Source organism: Ruegeria sp. AN11, from assembly GCF_056536005.1.
The window spans coordinates 3,980,834-4,003,753 of sequence record NZ_JBQFJD010000001.1; the positions used below are offsets into that span (position 1 = coordinate 3,980,834).

A 22,920-nucleotide genomic window follows, 5' to 3' on the forward strand; every position below is an offset into this window, starting at 1 on the left:
CGGTATTTCTCCCTTGGCAATGTCTCGCCAACATCTATCCGAGCGTTTTTGGAAATAGCGGGACCAATATGCGCATTGGCAGCTTTGGTTGCCTTCAGCCTTTATAGGGCTTCCCCCGGGAACTATGCATCGGTCCTTATGTGAAACAATGTCTGACGTCAGCGCCTCCAATCCCGATGAAGAACCGGTAAAAGCCACACTTGGCACTTCCAACGACGGAAGCATTTATGCCGACGGCCGGGAGGACGATGATGCTGATGGAGAATCGGAGGGCGTAGATCAAACCCCTGATGGAGAAGCGTCCATCTGATATGTCGGACGAAGGCAGACGCGCTTGTCCGGTACTATGGCGGAAGCTACAGTCAAGGGACGGAGTGCAAATGGGAAAGCTCGGATGTCTGTTCAGGCCGGTTACCTGCTAATCGCCGATATTACTGGTTATACTGGGTATCTGACCCGGTCAGAGTTGGAACATGCCAACCCAATCATCCGTTCGTTGCTTGAGGCAATTGTAATAGAACTGAAGGACCCAATGAAGTTGGGGGGTCTCGAAGGTGACGCCGTTCTCGCTTATTCGAGTGGGCCGTTCCCCTCCGGCGAGACTTTCCTGAATATATGCGAAAGCCTTTATCGGGGGTTCGCCGAACGCCGTCGGAATATTGTGCAGAACACGACTTGTCCCTGCAATGCTTGTCGCAATGTAGCCGATCTCGATCTGAAGATCCTTGCGCATCACGGAAAATTTGAAGAACTTTCGATCGGGCCGGTGAAAGATATCTCCGGTGCTGACGTCATACTTGTGCATCGCATGGCGAAGACCGATGTGAAGGATGATACTGGTATCCGCAGTTACGCCCTATTCTCGGAAGACGCATTTCAGGCAATGGGCATCAAGTCTGAACTTATGCAGTATAGCGCTCAGTTCGAGCACTTTGGTGACGTACCCATGCGGGTCTATGATCTTGCTGCTGCTTGGCGACAATACCGGGAGATCGCCGGGCCCGTCCGCGTTACAGACGAGGATGCCGTTTTCACAACCCGGCACTTACTGAAGGCGCCTCCGGTAGTGGCCTGGGAAATGCTCACAGATCCCCAGCTCAAGATGCGCTGGATGATGTTGAAGGATGCCTATCGGGAAGGGGATGCGTCTCGAACGTCAGCTGGCGTCCGCCTGCACTGCATTCATGAAGCCGCTCATTTTCAGATGCTGATCGTCGATTGGAATCCGTTCGAATACGTGACTGATATCCTCCACAATTCATCCATCGAGGGTCTGACAAACCTGGAAACCTACGAGTTGGTCCCGGCAGAAGAAGGCACTGAGGTCGTGTTTCGGATGGGGCGGCTGACTGACGCCGACGGCCAACATCATCCCGCAGAGGAATCTGCAGTAATCGATCTGTTCGAGAATTTTTATCCGGTGGCCTTCGGTATTCTGGACGAAATGGCTTTGGAGCTTCATCAAAAGAAACAAGAGTAACGAAAATGGCTCCTAGGCAAATGTTAATGGGAGCCATCATTGTGAGGCGGCCGGACACTGTGCCCCCCGCTGAGTTGCCCGTCACCTGGCAGATCAGGAACAAGTTGCTATAAGAACTATTAAAATTGGCTTATGAATACGGCAGCCATATTCAGCGACCGAGGGTTAAACCATTCGACTTCTGTCTAGCCATCAGCGCATTGTAAAGGCGCGCTATGTTCTCAGGTTTGTTCATGTATTCGTAGAAGCGCGTCATGAAGGACTGGAAATCCTCATGGTCCGGTCCGGAAGCGTGGCCCGGGTGATTTGCATCGATCACATAGAACCGGCGGTCGTCTGGCTCAATCCAATGTGGGTAACCGGGCGGTGATCGATGAGGCGACGGTGGTTCGCCATCGCTGTCATAATGAGCGCTGCGTACGTCCTGAGCACCTGATTGAGGGGTCGGCGGCGGATAACAAGCGCGACGACTGGGACTTCTGGGCGAACGGTGTCGATTACGACCTGCTATGACCTGTGGCATGGGCCTTCAACGACCTCTGAGGGCCCACCCTCAACACCCGTAAAACCCGAAACCACCGGGGCATAAACGGGGGCATTTCTTGGAGGGTTTAGCCCCAAGTGCCTCTCGTCGTTCCATGTTCCGATGAACTGGCTGGGGTGGAAGGACTCCTTGCCCACCGATGAAACCTATGGGCTTTTCAGCGGAGCCCGAGAAACTGGGGCGGTTTCGGGGGCATTTAGAGGGTCAGCATGGGGCATTTCTGACCGCTGGAGAGGCCGCTGGCGCTGAGACGACCGCTGACGAGTGGTTTCGGGGGCTGACGGGTGGTCACTGGTGCTGACGGCGTCCGTAGGGCAGGACCGCTGGCTAGTCGTTCCGGGTGCTGACGGGGGTCGCTGGTGCTGGCGGGTTGGGGGGGCGGAAACTTGTAATGGCGCTCTGTGTCCCAGTTCACAGAACCTTTCGTTCACCCGGGTTAACGTACGTCACCAATGGGAGGTCGTAATGCTTCGTAAGGCTTCAAATACCTGGCACACTCGCACCGAACACGCAGTAACCATGATACACCCGGTTGTGCGTATCTTGCGTCATTGCACCCAGATTCAACGCCAAGTGAACCGCTACTATTGAATTCGAGCGCGGGTAACCGTTTTTGGAAGTTGACGTTGTGCTCTGAAGCCGCGGTCAGCTTCGGTTTGACACCAAAAACTTAACAACTAGCCGTTTTAGGCTGTACTCGATCAAGCTGATCCGCTGACGACCGCTACCGTGCGTTGACACTTGCCTGAACGGTAGTGCCAAAGCAGAGGTTAGAGCAAACCTTAGCGAACGACTAATCTGAGCCCAAGCGGTCAGCCGCGGAAATTGCTTTCTGTGCTATCCTCAAGCGCGAGGGGATTCGAAGGTTTGCTGATGGCGTTAAATCGTTGCATAGTCATCATGCTTTTGGTGACAGTTTTATTGAGTTTCTGTGGCCCAGCTGTCGCGTCAGGAAAGCGCGTCGCGCTGGTAATCGGGAATTCCCAGTACTGGCATGTCTCTAACCTTCCGAATCCAGCCAACGACGCGGAAGACCTGTCTGCGGCGCTCGAGCGCATCGGATTTGAAGTCACCCGCGGGCAGGACCTCGACTACCGCGAAATGCGCCTGACATTACGCGATTTCGCCGAGGTGACCGAGGGTGCCGAGATGGTGGTGGTTTATTTCGCCGGCCACGGGATTGAGATCGACAACACCAACTACCTGATCCCGGTGAACGCGGAGTTGCGCAGCGACCGCGATGTGGAGTTCGAAGCGATTCGGCTCGACGCCATCGTGAACGCGGTCGCGGACGTTCAGGGGCTCAAGGTCATTCTCATTGATGCCTGCCGCAACAACCCATTTCTTGCCGACATGACCCGCACTTCAGCGACGCGTTCCATAGGGCGTGGACTTGGGCGAATCGATCCGGGCGGTGTGCTGGTGGGATACGCAGCGCGCGGCGGCACCCTGGCACTTGACGGCGAGGGCCGGAACAGCCCCTACGCCGAGGCGCTTCTGAGCCATATCGAAGAACCGGGTTTGGAGTTGGGCAAGATGTTCCGCAAGGTCCGCGACACAGTGTTCGACTTGACTGATGGCTATCAGGAGCCCTTCACCTATGGTTCGTTGCCGGGCCAAGACATCTTCCTTGTGCCGGCGGCCGTGCCATCAACCAATGGTGCGTCTACAACCAGCATCGAAATGCTGCGGATTGCCGAGGCATTCGTCGCAGCGCAAGCGGACAACACCGAAGAGGCATGGTCTTCTTTCTTGGAGAGTTTCGAAACAACAGAGGAGAACCCGCTTGTCGTCGCGGCACGGCGCAGTCTCTTGGCCCTGAAAGACACCGGTGCAGCCAAGCCTGTTCGTCGCGGATCTTGGCTGGCGGCAAGGTACGATGCAAACGGACGGGCAGAATTGGACAAGGACCAACGCATACTTGTCCAGAAAGCTTTGAATTATGCCGGTCACGATGTAGGACCACCGGACGGCACAATCGGGCCGCGCACTCGTGCTGCCGTGGCTTCGGCACGTCTCGCCTATGGGCTCAACCCCGGCGACAGAATTGACCGGGCGCTTTTGGACCGACTACCGGACGCTAAATCCATGGAAACGATGTTTCGTGACACCGCGCAGCGCTTTGATCCCACCGATCTGCCAGCCGGTATCGAGCCGCGCCTTGAGCGCGCGCTTAAGGCCTTGGACGCGTCGGTGGTCAGGTTCGGATATCACGCTGGCCATCTCTACATCGCGGTGCTCGCCAAGGGCGGCTTTTGGCAGAACGCCGCTAACGCAGCTCAGCGAGCAGGCGGCCACCTTGTGACGCTTGGTGATGCCGAGGAAAACCGGTTCGTCTACGAACTCTTCTCGTCTGACCCGCGCTTTCTTTCGTGGCATCAACTTTCCGAAGGGGTTGGCCAGTGGGAGGGGCCGATGATAGGTCTTTACCAAATCCCGGGCAGCTCGGAGCCGAGCGTTGGATGGGCCTGGGTGACAGGCGAACCTGCGACCTACACCCCTTGGCATCCCGGTCAACCCAACAATTCCGGCTCGAACGCGAACTACGCCCGATACATAAGCTTCGCGCGCAGCCGGGACAGCCGCCCGCCAGCGATCCGCTGGGATGACACGTCGACTTACCTCAGGAATTCCGGCTTCATAATCGAGATCGAGTGATGCTTGTGATGTCGCGGAGATCGAAGTGACTTGGGCATAAAGTGCACGGCCGCGGGACCCGGATTTGTGTAATAGATCTTTAGAATTGACTTGCTACCTTCACCATCTTCAAATCTCTTGAAGTATCAGGGCTCTTTTGCCGCGCCTCTCGGGTCCTAGAGATTGGATCGGCGGTTCGCATTCTAATCTGAGAAGGCAACACTGTTCAGGAAATAGCCCAACGCATGTCGCGCTATTGACGCGAACGGTAGCTTCGTTCGCCAAACGGTCCGACAGAAACGGACCAACGAAGCTTTGCAATACGTACAGACCTTGTGGCACGTATAGAGATTTCTGCATGAAGAAAAGTTACTCTGACCGCACCTTCCCCTGGGGGCAGAGCATTTCAAAAGAACCCAACTTGTTTCACATAAGGACAGATGCATAGTTCTGGACGGTCCTGCCTTCACCCGACCAGCCGCACCGGTAAAGGTGATGATCCGGGACCAGAGCCGCGCCTATCTTGCCCGGCGCAGTAATGAACTGCGACCCAGCGGGTTCAAAAAGTAGGCAGGCAAGCGCACTCAGTGCTGACGTTGACCGCTTTGCCGCAATTGATCTGAGATTCAGCATTGCCCTGCAACCACCCCTCGCTGAAGTTTCTTCGTGGAACAAAAAAGAACTCGGCTGAGAACGGTACCGCATTGACACAAGTCAAATTGAATTGAAACGTTGGCTTCGCCGCAACGACAAAGCGGTTCAGGCGTCTGCTTGTGGGTGACCTGATGGTGTCGGCTTAGGGCTGATAGTGTTGAAAAACTTCGTGTCCGAACCGATTAGGCCAAATTGGGGAAACATTTTTCCGCCAAATCTCACTTTTTCAAACATTATCTTCTGAGTGCCAAGTTGGAAGGAATTTGTTCTAAGATTTTGAGGCAAATATAGCGGCATCGAGTTTTTCAACACTATCAGCTCAGAACAGTCATTCGCTGCACTAAACCTGAACGTCCCCCCCAACCGCCAGCGACCACCCGTCAGCCCCCTGAACCAGTCCTACGGACGCCGTCAGCGCCAGTTAGTGGTCACTCTAGCGGCAGTGAACGGGTACTCCAGCGGTCGAGAATGCCCCATGCTGACCCTCTAAATGCTCCCGAAACCGCCCCAGTTTCTCGGGCTTCGCTGACAAGCCCATAGGTTTCATCGGTGGGCAAGGATTCCTACCACCCCAGCCAGGTCATCAGAACATGGAACGAGACTAGGCACTTGGGGCTAAACCCTCCGAGAAATGCCCCCGTTTATGCCCCAGTGGTTTCGGGTGTTACGAGTGTTGAGGGTGGGACCCCAGAGGTCGTTGAAGGCCCATACCACGGATCAGCGGTTTGCCGAGACATAGTTTTGCTTATCTTGCTGAAGTGAATAACGGGCGTCGTCAAATTAATGACCGGGCAGCGAGCAAAGCTGACTGTCAGTCTATTCATTAATGCGCCAGCTTCGAAATCGAACTTTCCTGCTTGCTCTGAAAAACTTTGTCAGCATTCGCCCCATGTTTTCTATGGCGTGTTTTCAGTTTTTCTATGCTATCGAACTTTAGGCTCGTGAGCAGTTTGGTGTTAGCGAATATATTTCGACCAATTCCTCTCTACCTCGAAGCTTGTGTGCGCCTATGCGCTTAAATTCTATTGGCTTGACCAACGCGCTTCGAACAGAGCTGGAAACAAGAGTATTCACTTCACCTAGAGTATTGCCCAAAACTCTTCCGGCTTCTTCTAGCCGTTGCGCGACATTCACAGCATCTCCAACCACAGTATAGCTGAGCCTCCCCTCACTGCCGATATTCCCAACAACTACACGACCGATGTGGATTCCTATGCGCAGTCTAACTGAGTATGCTAAGCCTGCATCTACTCGTTCTTGTTGATTATATTTCGTAATCCACTTTTCGATCTCAATCGCTGTTTGGCAAGCCAGATCTGCCGCATCATCTTGATGTTCCAGAGCACCCCAAATCGCCATTACGGAGTCTCCGATGAACTTGTCAATGGTACCGCTGTTATTTTGGATACAGTCAGCAAGCCCTGCAAAGTGATTATTTAGGAACAATGCCGTTTGAGGAGCTGTTAGATGTTCGGACAATGTCGTAAACTCAACAATATCCGTAAACATAATGACTACGTCTCGGTGGGATGAGCTGATCTGCTTCCCAGCGTTTCGGCGCATCAGTTGGCGGACTAAACGTTTCGGCACGTAGAGTTCAAACCAGCGCAGTCCCTCAAGCATGAAATTATATGAACGTGCTGCCTCATCCAATTCTCGGAAGAAAGATCCTTCGATTTCATCGACATTCGAAATATCAAGATCGTGAACCCGCTTTGCACTGTCGGACAGTCGGCGCACTGGCTTGGCAATTTCCTGACCAATCCAAGCCGCCACCCCCGCCGAAACAACCGCCATAATAAGACAGAGTATAATCGCCCACTTTAGTCGAGCCGCCTCCGCAATAATGTCGTGGGCTTCAAAGTAAGTGGCTACGGTTAGCGGCTGAGCACCATAGTCGGACAACTCTTCAAAGAATATAACATATTCCCAATCGGCGTAGGCGACGAACCGGGTGTTTGCACTGGTCAGAAAGTACCTCGCGACGCTAAAGTGATCATTTAATTGCCACATTGCCGAAACAATTGGATCGGAAAAACGGTCTTGTTGAGGAAGTGGTGCAGCGCGGTTCAAACCGGCATAACCAAACGCCATAAGTGGATGAGCCAAAACAGCGTTTCGACCGTACAGAATAAAGACGTTCGCTCCGAATTCCATTTCCTGGTCGGCCAAAAATTCAGACATTTTTGTTACCGAAACCCAAGCTGACAGGACGCCGACAATCTTACCTTTCTGAATGATCGGCCTTTGGTAACTCAACACAGATTGGCCATACTCATCACGCCAGAGTATTTTACCCCAGTTAGCTTCTCCAGTTTCGATTACTTTGTCGATGAGGTGGCGCAGGTCGATATCGTCTCCAAGCTTTACGAATATGGGTAGTGTCTCGTCTTCAATACGTTCAACCCCTGTCAGGATTTGCTGTCTGTCGATAAACTGTATCCGAAGAATCTGGGGGGTAGCTGAAACCGCGCCAAGCAAAAGGCTAACGAACTCTTCAGAACCCTCCGGTTCAACTTCCCCCGAGGAAATCCTGCCCGCAATGAAGTCGATTTGATCTGCAGCTGCAGACAGATAACGCTCGACCTGTTGTCGTTGTGTGCCAATAATAAGTTGAGCCTTCTGGGTCAGCAGCTCTGAGGTATTTCGATAGCCAACAAGCAGCCCCACACCCAATACGCCTGCAACTGAAGTGAGAACGAAGAAACCAAGCCCAAGCGCCAAGGCGACCGACATTGAAGCATGCCATTCGCCGGCATTCTCGTGAGAATTATTTCCTTTTGGCCCCCCCATGACACGCCCCGTGAACGAGACCATCGATTGGTACAATGCAGCAGATTATATGCAATTTCTTAAGCTTTTAAAAGTTTGGCTTGTTTGAGGGGCCGTGGTATGGGCCTTCAACGACCTCTGGGGTCCCACCCTCAACACCCGTATCACCCGAAACCACTGGGGCATAAACGGGGGCATTTCTCGGAGGGTTTGGCCCCAAGTGCCTAGTCTCGTTCCATGTTCCGATGAACTGGCTGGGGTGGTAGGAATCCTTGCCAACCGATGATTGTTATCGGCTTTTCCAACCGGTGGCCGAAACTGGGGCGGTTTCGGGGGCATTCTGCTGAGCGAAGCGACGGGCAGCATGAGGACGAAGGACGAGTGAGCATGGGGCATTCTCGACCGCTGAAGAAGTCGTTAAGCCACGCAATTCCGCTTCAACAGTCCTGATGCGCGAAACTGTCCTAGTGCCAATCGGTAATGGAATTGCTCAAATCAGCCGGGAGAAGCGCCGACTGGACTCTGGCCAATCAACACCCATCGCAATGGTCACCAATGCGCCCAGAGCTACAGATCCTAACCAAACAATCGGTGTGAACCCGAAATGCTGAGTCCCTACCGCTGCACTAGGGAACATGGTGAACGCTGTTCCCACCAGAAAACTGCAAAGAGCTGTCCACTGATAAACCTTTAGACCGCCAAACACCTGTGTTTGGGGCTCACCTCGGTAAGCCTCCTCGACGAACCGCGCGAGGCCGTTAAGCATGAGATAGGTTCCGACAATGAATGTGGCCGGTGCATCTATAAGGAGCAATCGCAGGGTCAACAATCCGACCACTAGGTTACTCACCATTGAGAACACAGGTGTTGGGTAGAGAGGCTTTCCACCCAGCCCTGCGATTTGCAGGACGCGCGATCGCTTATGCCGATAATGAATGCCGTTTCCTTCGAATGTCGGAGCCCCGTGGCAGCAGCCCTGGATCAGACAGCGAAAGCGACCGATTGCCTGAACCCAGGGCGCCGCGACGGACAGGGCTGCTGCGATTGGCAGGACCTCCTGACTTAATACTAGGCTGGCGAAAGCCAAACTAACTGCGGCCCCCAGAACACCGCCATAGTAGCCGAATGGACGCAGAAGCTTTTGGGAGCCAACAAGTATCTGCCCCCAGATTCCGGCACCCAAAAGTGTTGAAATACCTATGATTGCAATCGTCCAAAACATGCTCGGACCGCTTATGAAGCCAACGATTAGAAAACCAACGGACGCAGCTAAACCCGCATATAGACCGTGATTTATGACCCTAGTTTGTCCGAAACGCCACTCCTTCCAAGAGTTTGCCACCAGCTCAGATCCGTGCAGTACGTATTTCCAAATCTCATTCCGCTTAGAAACAACTGCATACACCGCCATGCCTGCAAACAAGTCTAGCAACGCGTGCATACCTGTCGTCCAGCAACTAGCGAAGATAAGAATCCCAACCGTCCAGAATAGGAATCGAGCACTCGGGTAGGCTTGGCCATACAGACGAATTGCCAGCAGTAGCCAAACTATATGAAATGCAGGCAGAGCGGTCACCGGCCGATCGAACTGCTGCTGCCACAACAAAAGCTTGCTGAATGCAGCATCAGCGGAGACTTCGCGGAACTCCGCGATGATAGGTATTGTTAAGTAGAAAGGGATGATGATCGCGGTCGCAATTAGTCCTCCGAGCGCGAAATCGTGCAAATGATCTCGTTGCTGAGCGACCAGTGGAGCTAGAACAACGAGAGGATAAATTGTCATGTAGACTACAGTCGAAAACCCCCAGACTGGCAGGCCTTCTTCAAAAGGGAGGGTTGAGTGCAGTACCGGTGGTACGACGCCAATGAGCTCAACCGTCTCGTACAAGATTAACCAAGGGCCGAAGACCAGTACAACAACGGAAACGATATCCTGAAGCGTCGGCGTTTCCATATCAGACGGAGGCAGACGTAACCAGGGCGGTGCATACTGCCCGCCGAACCGACGAACCAAGTCCGGCCTTTCATACCCGTACACCAGAGCAGCACATGCTAGGCCAACGACAGGTGAAACAACCCAGAGACCCGCCGGGGAGTTCAGGGCAATTGAAACGCCGAAGCAGCCCAAAACAAAGCCAATGTAGATTGGCTCGCTCATCCATCTATAAATCCCTTGCCTAACAAAACGCGAGGGCGGGTAGGCATTCATCGGCAAGCCACCCCCATGCACCCATAATGCTGTAATCCCCGAGACCATGAACGTTATGCCGAGCCCTAAAAGGATCAGACCCACGCTTGGGGCATCTGGGACAGCTGGCAATGAAAGGAATTCGAGGCGAGTAGCCCAGAAAGCTATATAGGCGGGTATGATCACGCAGAACAAAACACCATATACCAGCTTCCCCCACATCACCCGATCAATCAGGCCAGACAACTGTTTCATGGATTATCCATCCTTTATCATATTGGCCACCACGCGCTTCTAAAGTGCCGCGAGCAAGTCTTTTGTGCTCGTGAACATTGAGCAATGCGACGGGAGCAAGCTTCTTTACGACTGGCACTTTCGAGAGAATCTCTGAACCTAGATGTCCGGCTCGCAGTGTTGTGTCGGATGAAATAGCCACTGAGAAATCGTTGGACACGACCTGATCATGCGCAATGCTTTGAGGCGCTGCACGAACACCATTCCAGAAGAGCAGACGCCTTTGATGCTCGCCGCTCCACTTCAACCATACAACGGAGTTCTTCTCGGAAACGAACCTGCCCCAGACCAATTCCTTCATGCCAAGTCGCCACGGCGGAATTGTCATGCTCAGGTACTCGCAGCAGCCAAGTGCTTGCAGCTCCGAACCGTCCGAGGTTTTCAGTTTTACCCTTGAGCTCGGTTGCAGGCAGCTCCAGCCAACCTGTCCCTCTGCTGTAGCGAGAAGTTGACTCTTTATTGGCGGGGACAAAGGGCGCCACAAGCCGTCGACACCCAATTCGGAATGACGCCAAGTCACTGCCTCTGCACTTGGAACGGGACTGGAGCCACAAATGCGACTCGGACCCGGCCTCAGGCCCCGAAACTCCGATGAGTGAAGGGTGTCACCGTAACACAGAGAAAGCTGCCCAAACTTAAGTGCAGCGAAATACCCAATGAAATAGCCTCCTAACTCGGTCACTCCGTCGAGATAGTATTTATTGAGCAAAAAACTTTGCTCTGCATTAGGTTGTTGAGAATGCTCGCCCATCGCCTCGCAGCCGGACAAGCCCACAAAGCCCGACGCGGTCATCCCCATTAGCAGCTGTCGCCGTCGCATCTTCTCCCTTCGCGCGTTCTCCTTGCGGAGTGGCTCCAAGAACCGACTACTCGCATTAAATTTGTGCTGGGTGTTGATACTATTGGTCAGTGACGTGCAGCGCGTTGATGCATATCAAACTTCTAATTTGTCGAGTTCGTCATACTTTTTCACATGGACGCAAGCACACTTGGCGAGTGGCGGTTGTGTCCGCAACTCGGCCATTCCCACTAGAAACCTGAATGTCCGCGCCCGTCAAAACCGAGGAACCTCCTGCATCTAAATAAAGAAGCAACTGCAGGAGTTTGATCCATGAAGTACCTGTCTGCCCTCGGCGTTCTCGTCGGGGGTTTTCTTTTGCACCCACCGCCCAAGGCTGTCCTGACGACGATGCTCTGGGTGGTGTCTCGGTCTCATCCCGCTGTCTCGGCGCTGGTTCTGCTGGCGGTCCTCTGGACGTGGAGGTCCGACGATGACTGAGCTGGAGTTGACCCCCGGTGACGTCGTGGTTGTCCGGGCCTTCGATGACGTCCCTGAACACCTGTTCCGCGTGGACGAGGTGTTTGAAGACTGCGTGACCGGCTTTGCTGTGACCGGCCCACTGGCTGGTGCCTACGGCGAACCAGATCGGGAGATGATCGTCCGGCTCGTCCCTGACGCCTAACGGCAATCCCTAACAATCAACACTGAAAGGAGGAGACTCATGTCTGCTCACATTCGCTATGCCTATCTGAAGGGCCATACGTGGTTGTTCAGACGCAACTATCCCGTTGACGTGGCTCTCGCGCTGGGCGCTCAGGCGCTGAAGCAGAGCCTCAAGACCGGGGATCGCAACACCGCCCGCGTCCGTGCCGCTGAAGTCAATGCGCGCTTCGAGACACTGGTGGAGCAAGTCCGTGGCCAGGCAGAGGACGCCCTGTCTGCCACAGAGAGCACCGCTGACGGTCCTGATTGGCTCGACCAGCCAGAGTCGTCTCTCGTGCGTCTCCGGGCCACTCTGGAGGGCTCCGGGACAGTTCTGGACGGTCCTGCCTTCACCCGACCAGCCGCACCGGTAAAGGTAGTGATCCGGGACCTGAGCCGCGCCTATCTCTCCCGGCGTTGTGATGAACTGCGACCCAGCGGGTTCAAATCGGTCCGATACTCCGTCGGGTTGTTCACGAGCCGGTACGGCGACCGATCGGTTTGCAGCCTGACGCGGGCGGAGGGGCGAGAGTTTCTGTCAGCGATAGCCCAACTGTCTCCGATGATCGGTAAGTCAGAGAGGACCCGAGGGCTGACCCTGGACCAACTGGTCGCGTATTCGTCTCGGGGGTCGGTGACCATAACAGCCAGAACCCAGCGGCGGATCTGGTCGCAGGTCAATCACTTCCTCGACTGGGTGGTCTATGAGGGGCATCTGGAGGTCAACCCGTTCCGGACGGTGCCGTTCGATCGGAAAGTGCGTCCTCAACCCTATGCGGTGCCGACTGACGATGAAGTCGTGCGGCTGCTGGGAGCCAAAGACCGCGACCTGCATCCGGTTCTGCTGACCTGTCTACTGTCAGGGATGCGAGCGGGGGAAGCGGTCGGGCTGCTCCGAGAAGACCTCGTGACCAAGGGCAACCTCGGTTGCTTCGTTCATGTTCGACCTAACCAACTGCGACTTCTGAAGACCGACGCGGCGGAGCGGCTGGTCCCGGTTCACCCGGTGCTGGATGAGATGTTCCGGCAGCTACCATCATCTGGTCCTCTGTTCCCCGACCTGACCGTGGCTCATGTCACTAAGGGCTTCGCGCGACTGCGACGGCGACTGGGTCTGGAACGACCAGGATTGGTTTTTCACTCGACCCGCAAATGGTTCATTACCCAGTGCGAGCGAACGGGTGTCCCTGAGCACTTAACAGCCTCTCTGGTCGGGCACAAGTCGGCACGGTCAGAGAACGGGATCACCTACGGGATTTACTCGGCGGGTATCAGTGACGAGCAGCGCCGGTCGATCGTCGATCAGATACGGCTTCCGGTATGAGTTTCCCAGACATCGACGCGTTCGAGGAACGGGCTGCTATCGCCGAGTTCGATGGTGGTTGCACCCGTAAGGCAGCGGAAGATCTGGCGGCTCGGGCTCAGGGGTTTCCTGACGCTGAAGCCTATTGGCAGTGGTTGGCTGACTATGTCGTCAACCGAAGACCACCCTCATAAACAAAACCCTCGGCGGCCCTCAGCGGGTTGCCGGGGGATATCGACTTTGCTTTCTTTTTGGCAAAGCGGTCGTTGGTCGTAGGTGGCGGAATGAAGGCTGTGCGGACTTTCCGGTCACTGACGCGGTAGAACGCAACGACGGCAACCAGCCGTTTCCGGACTTCATTGTACGTCAAGTCATCACGAATGGGAGGGCCTTTGAGCTCAAAGAACGTCTAGAAGTCCAGCGTACCCATTGCTCAGAACTATGGCTGATAGCGATGCTGTTATCATCGCGGGAACTCCTTGTTTCCACGTGTCGAACACGAGATGGCAGAAGATCGCGCCGACAGACGTGCCCAGCAGGGCGAGCGCACCAAGCGGGCCGACCCAGGACGATTGAAACCAGATGGCTATGGCCCCGAACAGCTCAGCACAGCCGACCAGAAACATGATCCGCCGGTTGAGCCCGTAGCTTTCGAACATTTCCAATTGGATTTGGAAAATCTTCTGTTGCCAGCCGAAAATCTTGATCGATGACGCGAACAGAAAGAACGCCGATAGCAGACCGATGACGATGTTCAGGACCATAGCTAAGCGTCCCTGTTTGATCGTCTGAAGGCTGCCGGGGACATGCCGGTCCATTTCCGAAACGCCCGTGAGAAAGCAGTGGGGTCGACGTACCCAAGCCTCAGCGCTGTATCGCCAACGGACGAGTTGTCCTCCGCAAGTAGGCTTTCAGCTTCTTCCTGCTTGATACGGGCGATCACCCGGGAGGCCGTCAGGCCATAGGGCTTAAGCCGGTTGTTGAGCGTTTCGCGATGAAAGCCGCAGAGGTCGGCCAACTCGTCGACACCAAATCCCGGTTCAGCCAGATGAACCTTTATCAGGCCTTCCAGTCCCGCGAGAAAGTCCAGCGGGGCTGCCAGGTCATTGTCTTTAATCCTGAAGTCTGGTGGGTTTTCCAAAGCTTCCTGTGTCAGCCGAAAGCTTAGCCAGCTTGAGGGAAACCTGATCGAAAACCCCTGTGGTCCGCACTCGATTGCCCGGACGCCATGAAACTGCTTGGGAAGGGCGTCCGGTTCGCAGACCCGCAGAACGATCTGGTGGGGGTCCCATCTGAAGTCCAGAACCCGGTGCAACAGGGATATCCAGATGCTGGCCAGAAACGCATCGGCCTGACCCGGTGAAGCCGAGACAGAAAAGTTCCGTTTGGCACTGAAATACGCATGCTCTTCTTCAACGAAGAGTGACTGCGTGACCGCATTGGATTCCTTAGAAACGGCTTGCGTGAACCTTGTGAAGAAATCCCCGAGTGTAAGCGCCTCCGCCAGCATGTCGCCAAGCGGAAGAAACCGAACAAGATCGACGGACTGGCCGACCTGGGCGCAAAACTCCGGAGATGTGGCGTCGGCCACCGCCTGAAAAATCCGGTAGACCGTGTCGTGTGGCACGAAATTCTGACGGTCCATCACCTGCGCTTCGTACAGCCCCAGTGGATCGAGCACAAACGCCGGTTCGATGCTCACCTTGCGAAGGGCGGCGACAACCGGACCCGCAACCGACGCTCTGACAAGCGGCAATGCTTTGTCCGATTTCTTGGTACGTCCGCCCGTCATCGCGCCTCCTGTTCCTCAAAACTAGTACGGAGGCGCCAGAGAGTCCTACCGAAAACTTTTCAAACCTTGCAGTTTGCCAAAACTAATTTCCAGCGCCTGACAAGGTGTCAGGCAATAATCCGAGCGTTCCCTAAAATCACGCAAAAAAAAAGCGACATCTGTGATTCGTCAAAAGGAACGCCTTCATGGTCCCAAAACTGGCTCACGTTCTGACGGCTGCAATCCTTGCCGCTGGTCTTCTGTCACCCACGCACGCCGTCGCACAGGAGGAGAGTTTTCCGATCCTCTTCACCAACGTGCATGTCTTTGATGGCGTGAACGAGGCGCGGATCGAGAACGCCAATGTGCTGGTGATCGACAACCTGATCGCCGAGGTCTCGACCGAACCTTTGGCCGTGGCCAATGCCCAGATCATCGACGGCGGCGGACGCACGCTGATGCCCGGGATGCACGACCAGCATGTGCATCTGTTGGTATTCAACCCGCTCAGCGACGGGTTGCGCCAAAACATCACGCCCTTCCATCTTGGCGGAGTTGCCGCGATCCGGTCCGAGCGCATCCTGATGAATGGGTTCACCACTGTTCGAGACCTCGGTGGCCCGGCCAAGTCCATCGCCCGGATCATCGACAGCGGCATGGCGCCCGGCCCGCGGATCTATTCCTCGGAAGCCTTCATCACCCAAACTTCGGGCCACGCCGATTTCCGCAAGCTGAACGACCGTCATCCAACCCTGTCGGGTCAGGGGCCATCGCATTGGGTCGACACAGACATGAGCTTCATCGCGGACGGCCCGGAGCAGATCCGCATGGCCGTGCGCGAGAACCTGCGCCGGGGGGCAACGCAGATCAAGATCATGGTCAGCGGCGGGGTCACCTCCGAATTCGACCCGCTGCACTCGCTTCAGTACCAGGCCGACGAAATCCAGATGGCGGTCAAGACCGCCGAGCAATGGGGAACGTACGTTACCTGTCATGTGTTCACAGAACAGGCGATCCGCAATTGCATCGACAATGGCGCCAAGACCGTTGAGCACATCCCGTTCCTGACTAGGGAAGCCGCCGAGATCATGGTCGATAAGCAGATCATGTTCGCGACAGCGGTGGCACCGGTCTACTCAGTGACGACCGAACAGGCGGAAGCCTTTTACACGCCGGCATCCTTCAAGAAGTGGAAGAGCGTACGCGACGCCGCCGCGAATATGATCGAGGTGATCCAGACCACTCCGGGCATGATCGATCTCTACACACTGGGCACGGATCTCATCAACAACTGGGACCAGACGCTCGAGCAGGACAAGAAGATGAGCGACGAGTTCAAGTACCTGCACGAGGCCAACTTCAAGCCGTTCGACATCCTTCGCATGGCTACATCGAACGGCGCGCGGATGAACCGTCTGACCGGCCTGAACAATCCGTATCAGGATGGCCCGCTCGGCGTGGTCGAGGAAGGTGCCTATGCAGATCTCCTGCTGGTCGATGGCAACCCGCTGGAGGACATCCTGCTGCTGGCCGAGCCAGACACCAACCTGAAGGTCATCATGAAAGACGGCGTGATCTACAAGAACACTCTCGACTGAGTGTCGCGCGGGATGTTCCTACCTCGGCATCCCGCGCATCCCTGACTCTCGATGGAACGGAAGCAAATGAAATACCTTGGCAAATCCACAATGATGGCCGGCGCAGTCGCTCTCGCAACGAGCGCGGCTTTTGCACAGGAGGCCGCAGTTGATATCCCCCCAGTTACACTCTTCAAAAACGTCATGGTGTTTGATGGTGTGAATGACGGGCTGAAGGACGTCGACGTGCTCGTCGTCAAGAACAAAATTCACAAGATTGACGCTGACATCCCTGAAGGCGGGAAGTGGGAAGTCGATGTGCGCACTGGGGGATCCAAGCGGTTGCCCGATCCAGTCGGTGGAATCGATGGCTACTCCTTCACCGTCCAGACAGAACGCGGCATCGAGACCAAAGAAGTGAACGTTACCGTCATTGACGGTGATGGTCGTACACTCATGCCCGGTCTGATCGACAGCCATGTGCATGTGAACATGTACAAGAACGGCACCATCCCCGGACTTCAGGACACCACATGGGAAGAGATCGGCGCACGCGCCGCTGCGTTCGCGCAGGAAATGTTGGCGATGGGCTTCACGACCGTCCGCGATATGTGCGGCGCTCATGGTGGACTGCGGGCGGTAATCGATGAAGGATCACTACCTGGCCCACGAATTTATTCCTCCGGCGCATGCCTTAGCCAGACAGGCGGACATGGCGACTGGGGTATCGCGGGTCAACGCAAGAACGAAAGCAATCTTGAACGTCTGGAGATCACCAGACTGGTGGACGGGCCGGCGGAGGTGCTTCAGGGCGCGCGCAGGAATTTCGCTCTAGGGGCGAACTATCTCAAGATCATGGTCAGCGGTGGCGTGACATCGATTAAGGACCCGATCTATCAGTCTGCTTTCACAAACGACGAGATTTCCGCTGCGGTCGAGGTTGCTGGGGATATGGACTCATATGTCGCCATGCATGTCTTCATGGACAGCGATCTGTCGCGTGCGCTCGATCTTGGCGTCAAAGTGGTGGATCACGGCCTGACCATTACCGAACCGACGATGCAGAAACTGGTCGAGAAAGAGGCGTTCTTTTCGCCCAACCTGACGGCACTGGCTCCCGAGGCGCTGGAACATCCGATGCACCAGGACCCGACCTTTCCGCCAACGGCGAAGTTCCTTTGGTTGCGGGAAAACAGCAAGCAGTTGATGGATCTTGTAAGAAAATACAAGCCGAAGATGGTGTTTGATTCCGATTATGTTTTGTTAACCGGCGTTCCCTACCGGCAGTCGATGGACTTCACGAAGGCCTTTGTCGCGCGGGAGTTCGGCAACCTCTGGGCATTGCAGATGATGACTTCGAACGGCGGCGAACTGGCGGCGCTGACCGGGCGGGGCAATCCGTATCCCGAAGGCAAGCTCGGCGTGATTGAGGAAGGCGCTTATGCCGATATTCTCATCGTCGACGGGAACCCACTCGAAGACATCTCGGCCATCGGCGCTGTCGATTCCTGGTTCGATGCCGAACCGCGCGGACAGGATGTCCCGAGCATTCGCGTCATCATGAAAGACGGCGCGATCTACAAGAACACGCTCGACTGAGGAGAGCGCGGGGCGGGCTCCCTCGCCCGACCCGCGTTTTCTTTCGAAGAACACAACCTTGAAAGGACCACAGATGAAACATCTGACCCTTGCTTCACTTTTGGCGCTCTGCGGCTCTGCGGCGTTCGCCCAGGACTGCGACGTTGCCATCCTGAATGGGCGGGTCATGGACCCGGAAACCAATTTCGATGCGGTGCGCAATGTCTGCGTGACAGGCGACAGGATCACGGCGATCACCGAGGATGCAATCTCCGGCAAAAGAGAGATCGACGTGTCCGACCACGTCGTCGCGCCGGGTTTCATCAACACACACTCGCATTCATTCGGTGGGTTCGACCAGAAGATGATGGCCCATGATGGGACCACCACGATTCTCGACACCGAAAGCGGCGTGGCTGACGCCGACCTGTTCTACGACAAGTATGAGGGGAACTCCTTTCTGAACTACGGCTCCGGCATGGGGCACGAGGAAATCCGCCGTGTGATCATGGACATGGTTCCTGTCGAACTGGCATCCGACCCGACCTACATCCTCAAATCCCGCGGCGCAGCCGAGGAAGAGGACGGGCATGCCAGCTGGGCGCTGGATGTCCCTTCAAAGAACCAGCTGGCTCAGGTCATGGCCATGTATGACAAGGGCCTTCGCGCCGGAGCGATCACCGTGAACACCACGGTCGGCTATATGGGCTATAACACCTACCCGAAGGAGATTTTCGCGCTTCAGAAGCTGGCGAAGAAGTACAATCGTTACTTTGGGGCTCATACGCGGTTTGGCCCAACCGAAAGCCTGCCGCTTTATTACTCGCTGGGCGCAAACGAAGTGATTGCCAATGCGGTTGCTTTGGACGGGGCGCTGATCCTGTCTCATATCCAGAACCAGGGCTGGGAAGAGATCTATGAGCTGGCGCGCCGCCTTCAGCAGCAGGGAATGAACATCTTTGCCGAGTACTATCCGGCCATCACCGGAAACCCGAATATCGCGACCCCGCAACTGCTGCCGGACAAAATCGAGGCTAACAATATTGTGCCGACACGCGACATCTTCGATACCAGCACCGGTGAGCTTTACGAGACGGATGAAGAATTCTTTCGCCAGCAGAAAGAGGATCCAAGCAAGCCGATCTTCATCACGGTCCGTCCCGAAGCGGACCTCAAGCGTTGGATCCACATGAAGGATATTGCCATCGCCAACGACATTGTCGGGTTTACCGTTGACGGGGAGCCGTTGCCAATCGAAGCAGACTTCAAAGAATATGGCGGTCACCCGCGCAACGCGGGCACCTATGGCATCGTGTTCCGCGAAGCGCGCGAGCAGGGCATTCCGCTGATGGAGTTGGTCAACAACGCTTCCTACATCCCGGCCAAATACTTCTCCAAAGTGGGCCTTGGGGCGATGCAGGAACGCGGCCGTATGCAGGAGGGCATGATCGCGGACATCACGATCTTCAACCCCGATACGATCACCGAGACGTCTTCGATGAAGAAGGGCATGAACGGATCCTTCACAAAGGGCATCCCCTACGTGCTGGTCAGCGGGCAGATCATCATTGATGACGGCGTCGCCAATACCGACCTGAGGCCCGGACAGCCGATCCGCTACCCTGTCATCGCAGGAGACGACGTCAAATTGGACCTTGGAGACAAGGAATTCTCCTGGCATGCCGACATCGAGACCCCCGAGGACGAGCATTCCGAATTCCCAAATCGCCCTGCCGCATTGGAGGAGACCATCCCCGGAGCCCCCGAGCAGTAACACCATGGAACGGTCAGGGGCGGCGAAGCTGCCTCTTTCAAAAGATATGCAAGAAATTCAGGTAGCAAAATGAACAAGTTCCTACTCTCTGTGGCCTTCTGCCATTCCGCAGCAGCGGTGGCGGCCGAAGACACGAAAGACATGCGCACCTTTTTGTTCATCGGCACGTCCAACAGTGCGGCCTGGGAGATGCAGATCGCCAATCCGGGGGACCGCGCTGCCACGGTCAAAGGCGGGATCGAGGCGCTCGGGGGCGAACTTCTGAGCTACTACTGGGGGCTTGGAAACGGGAAGAACTACATCACGGTTTCCCTGCCGGACGATCCCACCTTTATCCAGGCCTTCCATGTCAGCCGTCTCGGCGACGGGCTGCTGGACGACTATCAGATGATCGAGTTGATGAACAGCGCCGACATGGCCGAGGCCCTCGCCCGTGTGCCGGAGATCAAAGCGCAGGATGATATGAAGTGACCTGTCAGTGAGAATGTCATTTCCTCAGGGTCCGAGCAATAACCTGTCACCGGTTTTAATGATCGTGGTGGCAGCGGTCTTCACAATCTCAGGCAACATCGCGGTGGCCGAAGAACCAGTCGCACAGTCCGGTCTTGAAGCTGCCGCTCAGACCTCGCTGGGCGGACCGGGCTCGGCCAGTGCCCAACAGGAGCAGGACAGGCTGCGCAGGCTGGAGGACTCGCGCTGGCCCGGGCTGGATCGCAGTCTTGATCCAACCGAAACAGCATTGGGGCGTTTTCGGGAGAACACCGGACTGGCGCTTAGCTTTGACTACCAGGCCCTCTACCAACGCAGCTCGCACAGCCTGACCGGGCAGGACGCGGCCGCGTCGGGTCAGCTCAGGATGATTGGGACGTGGGAACTGGCAGACCGGGGCGGTGAAAACCCCGGTAGTCTGGTCTTTATCCTTGAGAACCGACACCGGCTGGGTCAGCCGATTGCACCCTCCGCCATGGCTGCGCAAATTGGATATCAAGGAGCCACTGCCGTCACATTCAGCGACACGGACACGACCTTGTCGGTTGCCTACTGGCAGCAAGCCTTCGCAGGCGGACGTGGAGGGGTTGCCGTGGGACGGATCGACCCGGGCGATTACTCCGACATTCTCGGCTACGTTAACCCGAGAACGACGTTCTCGAATTACTCGATCTTGTTCAGCCCGGTTCTGCCAATCCCTGACCCGGGTTTTGGCATCGCGGCAGGGGGTTATCTGACCGACCAGTTCTATGCGCTGGGTTTGGTCAGTGATGCCAATGGGTCTCTCACCGATGTAGAATGGTTCCCCGGAGGGTCTGAGTTCTACAAGTATGCCGAGATCGGCTGGACACCGCAGCGGTCGAAGCGGTTCCTAACCAACGTGCATCTTGGGATGTTTCACACGGATGAGCGCCAAAAGGCCGGCGTACCCGAGACATATGGCGGGACGGTTTCCGCTAACCATACTTTCGAAAATCAGCTGATGATCTTTGGGCGACTGGGATGGTCCAATGGCGGCGGCGCGCTGGCAGAGCGTGCGGTCAATGCAGGTCTGATGTGGCGACCGGGCACCTATGACGACCTCTTCGGCTTAGCCGCCACAGTTGCCGACCTCACGACTCCGGGCTTGCCCAACCAAACGACCATTGAAGCGTTTTATCGTCTGGATCTGGCCGACAATCTGGCTCTGACAGCAGACGTGCAATATCTCAACAACCCTGGATCGAATCCGAACGACCCGCTGGTCTTTGGATTGCGGCTAAGGGTCAATCTTTAGCGAAGGACTTCTGTTTTTTCTGTTCGGGGTGCATTTTCGTTCCTAACGAAGGGGGTGGCAGGTGAGTGGGCCACCCCCGTTTTCCCAATGCTAGCCGTCACTTCATCCGCCCGAATATGGCTGCACTAGACAAAACAGGGCGTTTACTCAGAGCCGGGGGAATGTCGGCTTTCCGCCCTTCGTGACAGATGATGTTTGATAGAAACGTGTCTGCATTGGGCTCGAAGCGGACGCTCAACCAAATCGACAGAGGGTCGGCTCTGCGGACAAAGCCGACAATGCCGGTTTGGGTGTGAACTTCTGGTATTCATCCCAATGCAAATATACCCACACCCTTGACCAAGCGCCCTAGCACATTTAGGCAAAATTGATCTGCCCGCCGGGACGACCCGGCCAGGAACGGCGCTTAGTCAGGACGACCTGATAAAACTGAGGTCGAAGATGACAACCAAACACAAAAATGCAAAGAAACTGATCGAGGGTCGACCCGCCCTGATCGTGATCGACATTCAGAAGAGCACGTTCATTGATAACAGCGCAGTCCGCTCAATCGACAATATGCCAGGTTATAAGGAACGAATGATCGCTGCGCGCGATTTGGTTGAGGCCGCACATCAAAACAATGTGCCCGTCATCTTCATTCAGGAAGTTCATCGTTCCGACCAGATCGACTTCGGCCGGGAGCTAGATGGCGATGAGGACATACACTGTCTCGAAGGTGATCCACGGACAGAGGTTGCCAAGGAAGAGATGGGATATCGCACTGGTGACTATTTGGTTCCAAAGCGGCGTTACTCAGCGTTTTTTGGAACCGATTTCGAAATTCTGCTGCGCGGCCTGAAGGTAAATACTCTGATACTATGCGGGGGGCTGACCGATGTCTGTGTGCACTACACGTTCGTTGATGGCCACCAATCAGACTACTTCTGCCGCGTTGTGGAGGATTGCGTCGGCGGGTCATCCCTCCAAGCCCATGAAGCTGCGCTCAGAGCAATGGAGTATTTGCAAACCGGCGCGGTTCAGAACCGTGAAACAGTGATCAACGCGATCTCTTTGCTCTGATACGCAAACGGCGCCTTTATGTCTGTTTCGCATTGCCT

The 22,920-nt window shown here is 55.6% G+C and carries 19 protein-coding genes; 14 read left to right on the forward strand and 5 right to left on the reverse strand.

The window, feature by feature from the left end; genetic code table 11:
• Nucleotides 1–148: 148 nt before the first annotated feature.
• The 4 genes from ACR3EQ_RS19665 to ACR3EQ_RS19680 all read left to right on the forward strand — a co-directional run bounded on the left by ACR3EQ_RS19665 (nucleotide 149) and on the right by ACR3EQ_RS19680 (nucleotide 4,682).
• Nucleotides 149–310, forward strand: coding sequence for a hypothetical protein (locus ACR3EQ_RS19665; protein ID WP_170617626.1), 162 nt, complete (start codon nucleotides 149–151; stop codon nucleotides 308–310).
• A gap of 84 nt (nucleotides 311–394) precedes the next feature.
• Nucleotides 395–1,480: a DUF2652 domain-containing protein gene (locus tag ACR3EQ_RS19670; protein WP_170617628.1), complete on the forward strand. Its 1,086-nt coding sequence runs from the start codon at nucleotides 395–397 to the stop codon at nucleotides 1,478–1,480.
• A 384-nt stretch (nucleotides 1,481–1,864) separates the two neighbouring features.
• Entirely contained in the window at nucleotides 1,865–1,993 is a 129-nt protein-coding gene (locus ACR3EQ_RS19675; protein WP_170617647.1) for an HNH endonuclease, read from the forward strand.
• A 931-nt stretch (nucleotides 1,994–2,924) separates the two neighbouring features.
• Nucleotides 2,925–4,682 (forward strand): caspase family protein, encoded by a 1,758-nt coding sequence (locus tag ACR3EQ_RS19680; RefSeq protein WP_480491684.1) that lies wholly within the window; start codon nucleotides 2,925–2,927, stop codon nucleotides 4,680–4,682.
• A 1,566-nt stretch (nucleotides 4,683–6,248) separates the two neighbouring features.
• On the opposite strand, the gene ACR3EQ_RS19685 is transcribed toward ACR3EQ_RS19680, so the two are convergent.
• The 3 genes from ACR3EQ_RS19685 to ACR3EQ_RS19695 form a co-directional block, all read right to left on the reverse strand.
• The gene (locus ACR3EQ_RS19685; RefSeq protein ID WP_480491686.1) at nucleotides 6,249–8,108 is read right to left on the reverse strand and encodes an adenylate/guanylate cyclase domain-containing protein; all 1,860 of its coding nucleotides are present in this window, start codon (nucleotides 8,106–8,108) and stop codon (nucleotides 6,249–6,251) included.
• A gap of 469 nt (nucleotides 8,109–8,577) precedes the next feature.
• Nucleotides 8,578–10,530: a prolipoprotein diacylglyceryl transferase family protein gene (locus ACR3EQ_RS19690; RefSeq protein WP_480491688.1), complete on the reverse strand. Its 1,953-nt coding sequence runs from the start codon at nucleotides 10,528–10,530 to the stop codon at nucleotides 8,578–8,580.
• The gene (locus tag ACR3EQ_RS19695) at nucleotides 10,505–10,870 is read right to left on the reverse strand and encodes a hypothetical protein (protein WP_480491689.1); all 366 of its coding nucleotides are present in this window, start codon (nucleotides 10,868–10,870) and stop codon (nucleotides 10,505–10,507) included. The genes ACR3EQ_RS19690 and ACR3EQ_RS19695 overlap by 26 nt, the downstream gene beginning before the upstream one ends.
• 810 nt (nucleotides 10,871–11,680) lie before the next feature.
• On the opposite strand from ACR3EQ_RS19695, the gene ACR3EQ_RS19700 reads away from it, so the two are divergent.
• From ACR3EQ_RS19700 to ACR3EQ_RS19715, 4 genes are read left to right on the forward strand one after another with little or no spacing between them, the layout of a single operon-like run.
• Complete coding sequence (locus ACR3EQ_RS19700) at nucleotides 11,681–11,848, forward strand: hypothetical protein (RefSeq protein WP_170484287.1); 168 nt, start codon at nucleotides 11,681–11,683, stop codon at nucleotides 11,846–11,848.
• On the forward strand, nucleotides 11,841–12,032 hold the full coding sequence (locus ACR3EQ_RS19705; protein WP_480491489.1) for a hypothetical protein: 192 nt from the start codon (nucleotides 11,841–11,843) through the stop codon (nucleotides 12,030–12,032). Before ACR3EQ_RS19700 ends, ACR3EQ_RS19705 begins: the two co-directional genes overlap by 8 nt.
• Before the next feature lie 39 nt (nucleotides 12,033–12,071).
• A complete protein-coding gene (locus tag ACR3EQ_RS19710) occupies nucleotides 12,072–13,376 on the forward strand; it encodes a DUF6538 domain-containing protein (RefSeq protein ID WP_480491691.1) in 1,305 nt (434 codons plus the stop codon).
• On the forward strand, nucleotides 13,373–13,549 hold the full coding sequence (locus tag ACR3EQ_RS19715; RefSeq protein WP_480491693.1) for a hypothetical protein: 177 nt from the start codon (nucleotides 13,373–13,375) through the stop codon (nucleotides 13,547–13,549). The genes ACR3EQ_RS19710 and ACR3EQ_RS19715 overlap by 4 nt, the downstream gene beginning before the upstream one ends.
• Before the next feature lie 204 nt (nucleotides 13,550–13,753).
• Here ACR3EQ_RS19715 and ACR3EQ_RS19720 read toward each other — a convergent pair whose 3' ends face one another.
• Together ACR3EQ_RS19720 and ACR3EQ_RS19725 are read right to left on the reverse strand one after the other, a co-directional pair.
• Nucleotides 13,754–14,119, reverse strand: coding sequence for a DoxX family protein (locus tag ACR3EQ_RS19720; RefSeq protein ID WP_480491694.1), 366 nt, complete (start codon nucleotides 14,117–14,119; stop codon nucleotides 13,754–13,756).
• 2 nt (nucleotides 14,120–14,121) lie between these two features.
• The gene (locus ACR3EQ_RS19725) at nucleotides 14,122–15,147 is read right to left on the reverse strand and encodes a helix-turn-helix domain-containing protein (RefSeq protein ID WP_170612069.1); all 1,026 of its coding nucleotides are present in this window, start codon (nucleotides 15,145–15,147) and stop codon (nucleotides 14,122–14,124) included.
• A 185-nt stretch (nucleotides 15,148–15,332) separates the two neighbouring features.
• Here ACR3EQ_RS19725 and ACR3EQ_RS19730 point away from each other — a divergent pair, with 185 nt between their 5' ends.
• The 6 genes from ACR3EQ_RS19730 (at nucleotide 15,333) to ACR3EQ_RS19755 (ending at nucleotide 22,882) form a co-directional block, all read left to right on the forward strand.
• Entirely contained in the window at nucleotides 15,333–16,724 is a 1,392-nt protein-coding gene (locus ACR3EQ_RS19730) for a metal-dependent hydrolase family protein (protein WP_170612071.1), read from the forward strand.
• Between the two features lie 51 nt (nucleotides 16,725–16,775).
• On the forward strand, nucleotides 16,776–18,302 hold the full coding sequence (locus ACR3EQ_RS19735) for an amidohydrolase family protein (RefSeq protein ID WP_170612073.1): 1,527 nt from the start codon (nucleotides 16,776–16,778) through the stop codon (nucleotides 18,300–18,302).
• A gap of 73 nt (nucleotides 18,303–18,375) precedes the next feature.
• Nucleotides 18,376–20,055 (forward strand): amidohydrolase family protein, encoded by a 1,680-nt coding sequence (locus ACR3EQ_RS19740; protein ID WP_170817046.1) that lies wholly within the window; start codon nucleotides 18,376–18,378, stop codon nucleotides 20,053–20,055.
• A 69-nt stretch (nucleotides 20,056–20,124) separates the two neighbouring features.
• Complete coding sequence (locus ACR3EQ_RS19745) at nucleotides 20,125–20,526, forward strand: hypothetical protein (protein WP_480441325.1); 402 nt, start codon at nucleotides 20,125–20,127, stop codon at nucleotides 20,524–20,526.
• A 13-nt stretch (nucleotides 20,527–20,539) separates the two neighbouring features.
• Complete coding sequence (locus ACR3EQ_RS19750) at nucleotides 20,540–21,820, forward strand: carbohydrate porin (RefSeq protein WP_170612077.1); 1,281 nt, start codon at nucleotides 20,540–20,542, stop codon at nucleotides 21,818–21,820.
• 441 nt (nucleotides 21,821–22,261) lie between these two features.
• Nucleotides 22,262–22,882: a cysteine hydrolase family protein gene (locus ACR3EQ_RS19755; RefSeq protein WP_480491697.1), complete on the forward strand. Its 621-nt coding sequence runs from the start codon at nucleotides 22,262–22,264 to the stop codon at nucleotides 22,880–22,882.
• Nucleotides 22,883–22,920 lie beyond the last annotated feature (38 nt).

What these genes read in the sequence shown, in the direction of transcription:
- ACR3EQ_RS19755 (WP_480491697.1), top strand. Translation starts at nt 22,262, where the DNA reads ATGACAACCAAACACAAAAATGCAAAGAAACTGATCGAGGGTCGACCC.
- ACR3EQ_RS19705 (WP_480491489.1), top strand. Translation starts at nt 11,841, where the DNA reads ATGACTGAGCTGGAGTTGACCCCCGGTGACGTCGTGGTTGTCCGGGCC.
- ACR3EQ_RS19670 (WP_170617628.1), top strand. Translation starts at nt 395, where the DNA reads ATGTCTGTTCAGGCCGGTTACCTGCTAATCGCCGATATTACTGGTTAT.
- ACR3EQ_RS19750 (WP_170612077.1), top strand. Translation starts at nt 20,540, where the DNA reads ATGTCATTTCCTCAGGGTCCGAGCAATAACCTGTCACCGGTTTTAATG.
- ACR3EQ_RS19735 (WP_170612073.1), top strand. Translation starts at nt 16,776, where the DNA reads ATGGAACGGAAGCAAATGAAATACCTTGGCAAATCCACAATGATGGCC.
- ACR3EQ_RS19720 (WP_480491694.1), bottom strand. Translation starts at nt 14,119, where the DNA reads ATGGTCCTGAACATCGTCATCGGTCTGCTATCGGCGTTCTTTCTGTTC.
- ACR3EQ_RS19685 (WP_480491686.1), bottom strand. Translation starts at nt 8,108, where the DNA reads ATGGGGGGGCCAAAAGGAAATAATTCTCACGAGAATGCCGGCGAATGG.
- ACR3EQ_RS19680 (WP_480491684.1), top strand. Translation starts at nt 2,925, where the DNA reads ATGCTTTTGGTGACAGTTTTATTGAGTTTCTGTGGCCCAGCTGTCGCG.
- ACR3EQ_RS19710 (WP_480491691.1), top strand. Translation starts at nt 12,072, where the DNA reads ATGTCTGCTCACATTCGCTATGCCTATCTGAAGGGCCATACGTGGTTG.
- ACR3EQ_RS19700 (WP_170484287.1), top strand. Translation starts at nt 11,681, where the DNA reads ATGAAGTACCTGTCTGCCCTCGGCGTTCTCGTCGGGGGTTTTCTTTTG.
- ACR3EQ_RS19665 (WP_170617626.1), top strand. Translation starts at nt 149, where the DNA reads ATGTCTGACGTCAGCGCCTCCAATCCCGATGAAGAACCGGTAAAAGCC.
- ACR3EQ_RS19715 (WP_480491693.1), top strand. Translation starts at nt 13,373, where the DNA reads ATGAGTTTCCCAGACATCGACGCGTTCGAGGAACGGGCTGCTATCGCC.
- ACR3EQ_RS19690 (WP_480491688.1), bottom strand. Translation starts at nt 10,530, where the DNA reads ATGAAACAGTTGTCTGGCCTGATTGATCGGGTGATGTGGGGGAAGCTG.
- ACR3EQ_RS19725 (WP_170612069.1), bottom strand. Translation starts at nt 15,147, where the DNA reads ATGACGGGCGGACGTACCAAGAAATCGGACAAAGCATTGCCGCTTGTC.
- ACR3EQ_RS19740 (WP_170817046.1), top strand. Translation starts at nt 18,376, where the DNA reads ATGAAACATCTGACCCTTGCTTCACTTTTGGCGCTCTGCGGCTCTGCG.
- ACR3EQ_RS19745 (WP_480441325.1), top strand. Translation starts at nt 20,125, where the DNA reads ATGAACAAGTTCCTACTCTCTGTGGCCTTCTGCCATTCCGCAGCAGCG.
- ACR3EQ_RS19695 (WP_480491689.1), bottom strand. Translation starts at nt 10,870, where the DNA reads ATGAAGGAATTGGTCTGGGGCAGGTTCGTTTCCGAGAAGAACTCCGTT.
- ACR3EQ_RS19730 (WP_170612071.1), top strand. Translation starts at nt 15,333, where the DNA reads ATGGTCCCAAAACTGGCTCACGTTCTGACGGCTGCAATCCTTGCCGCT.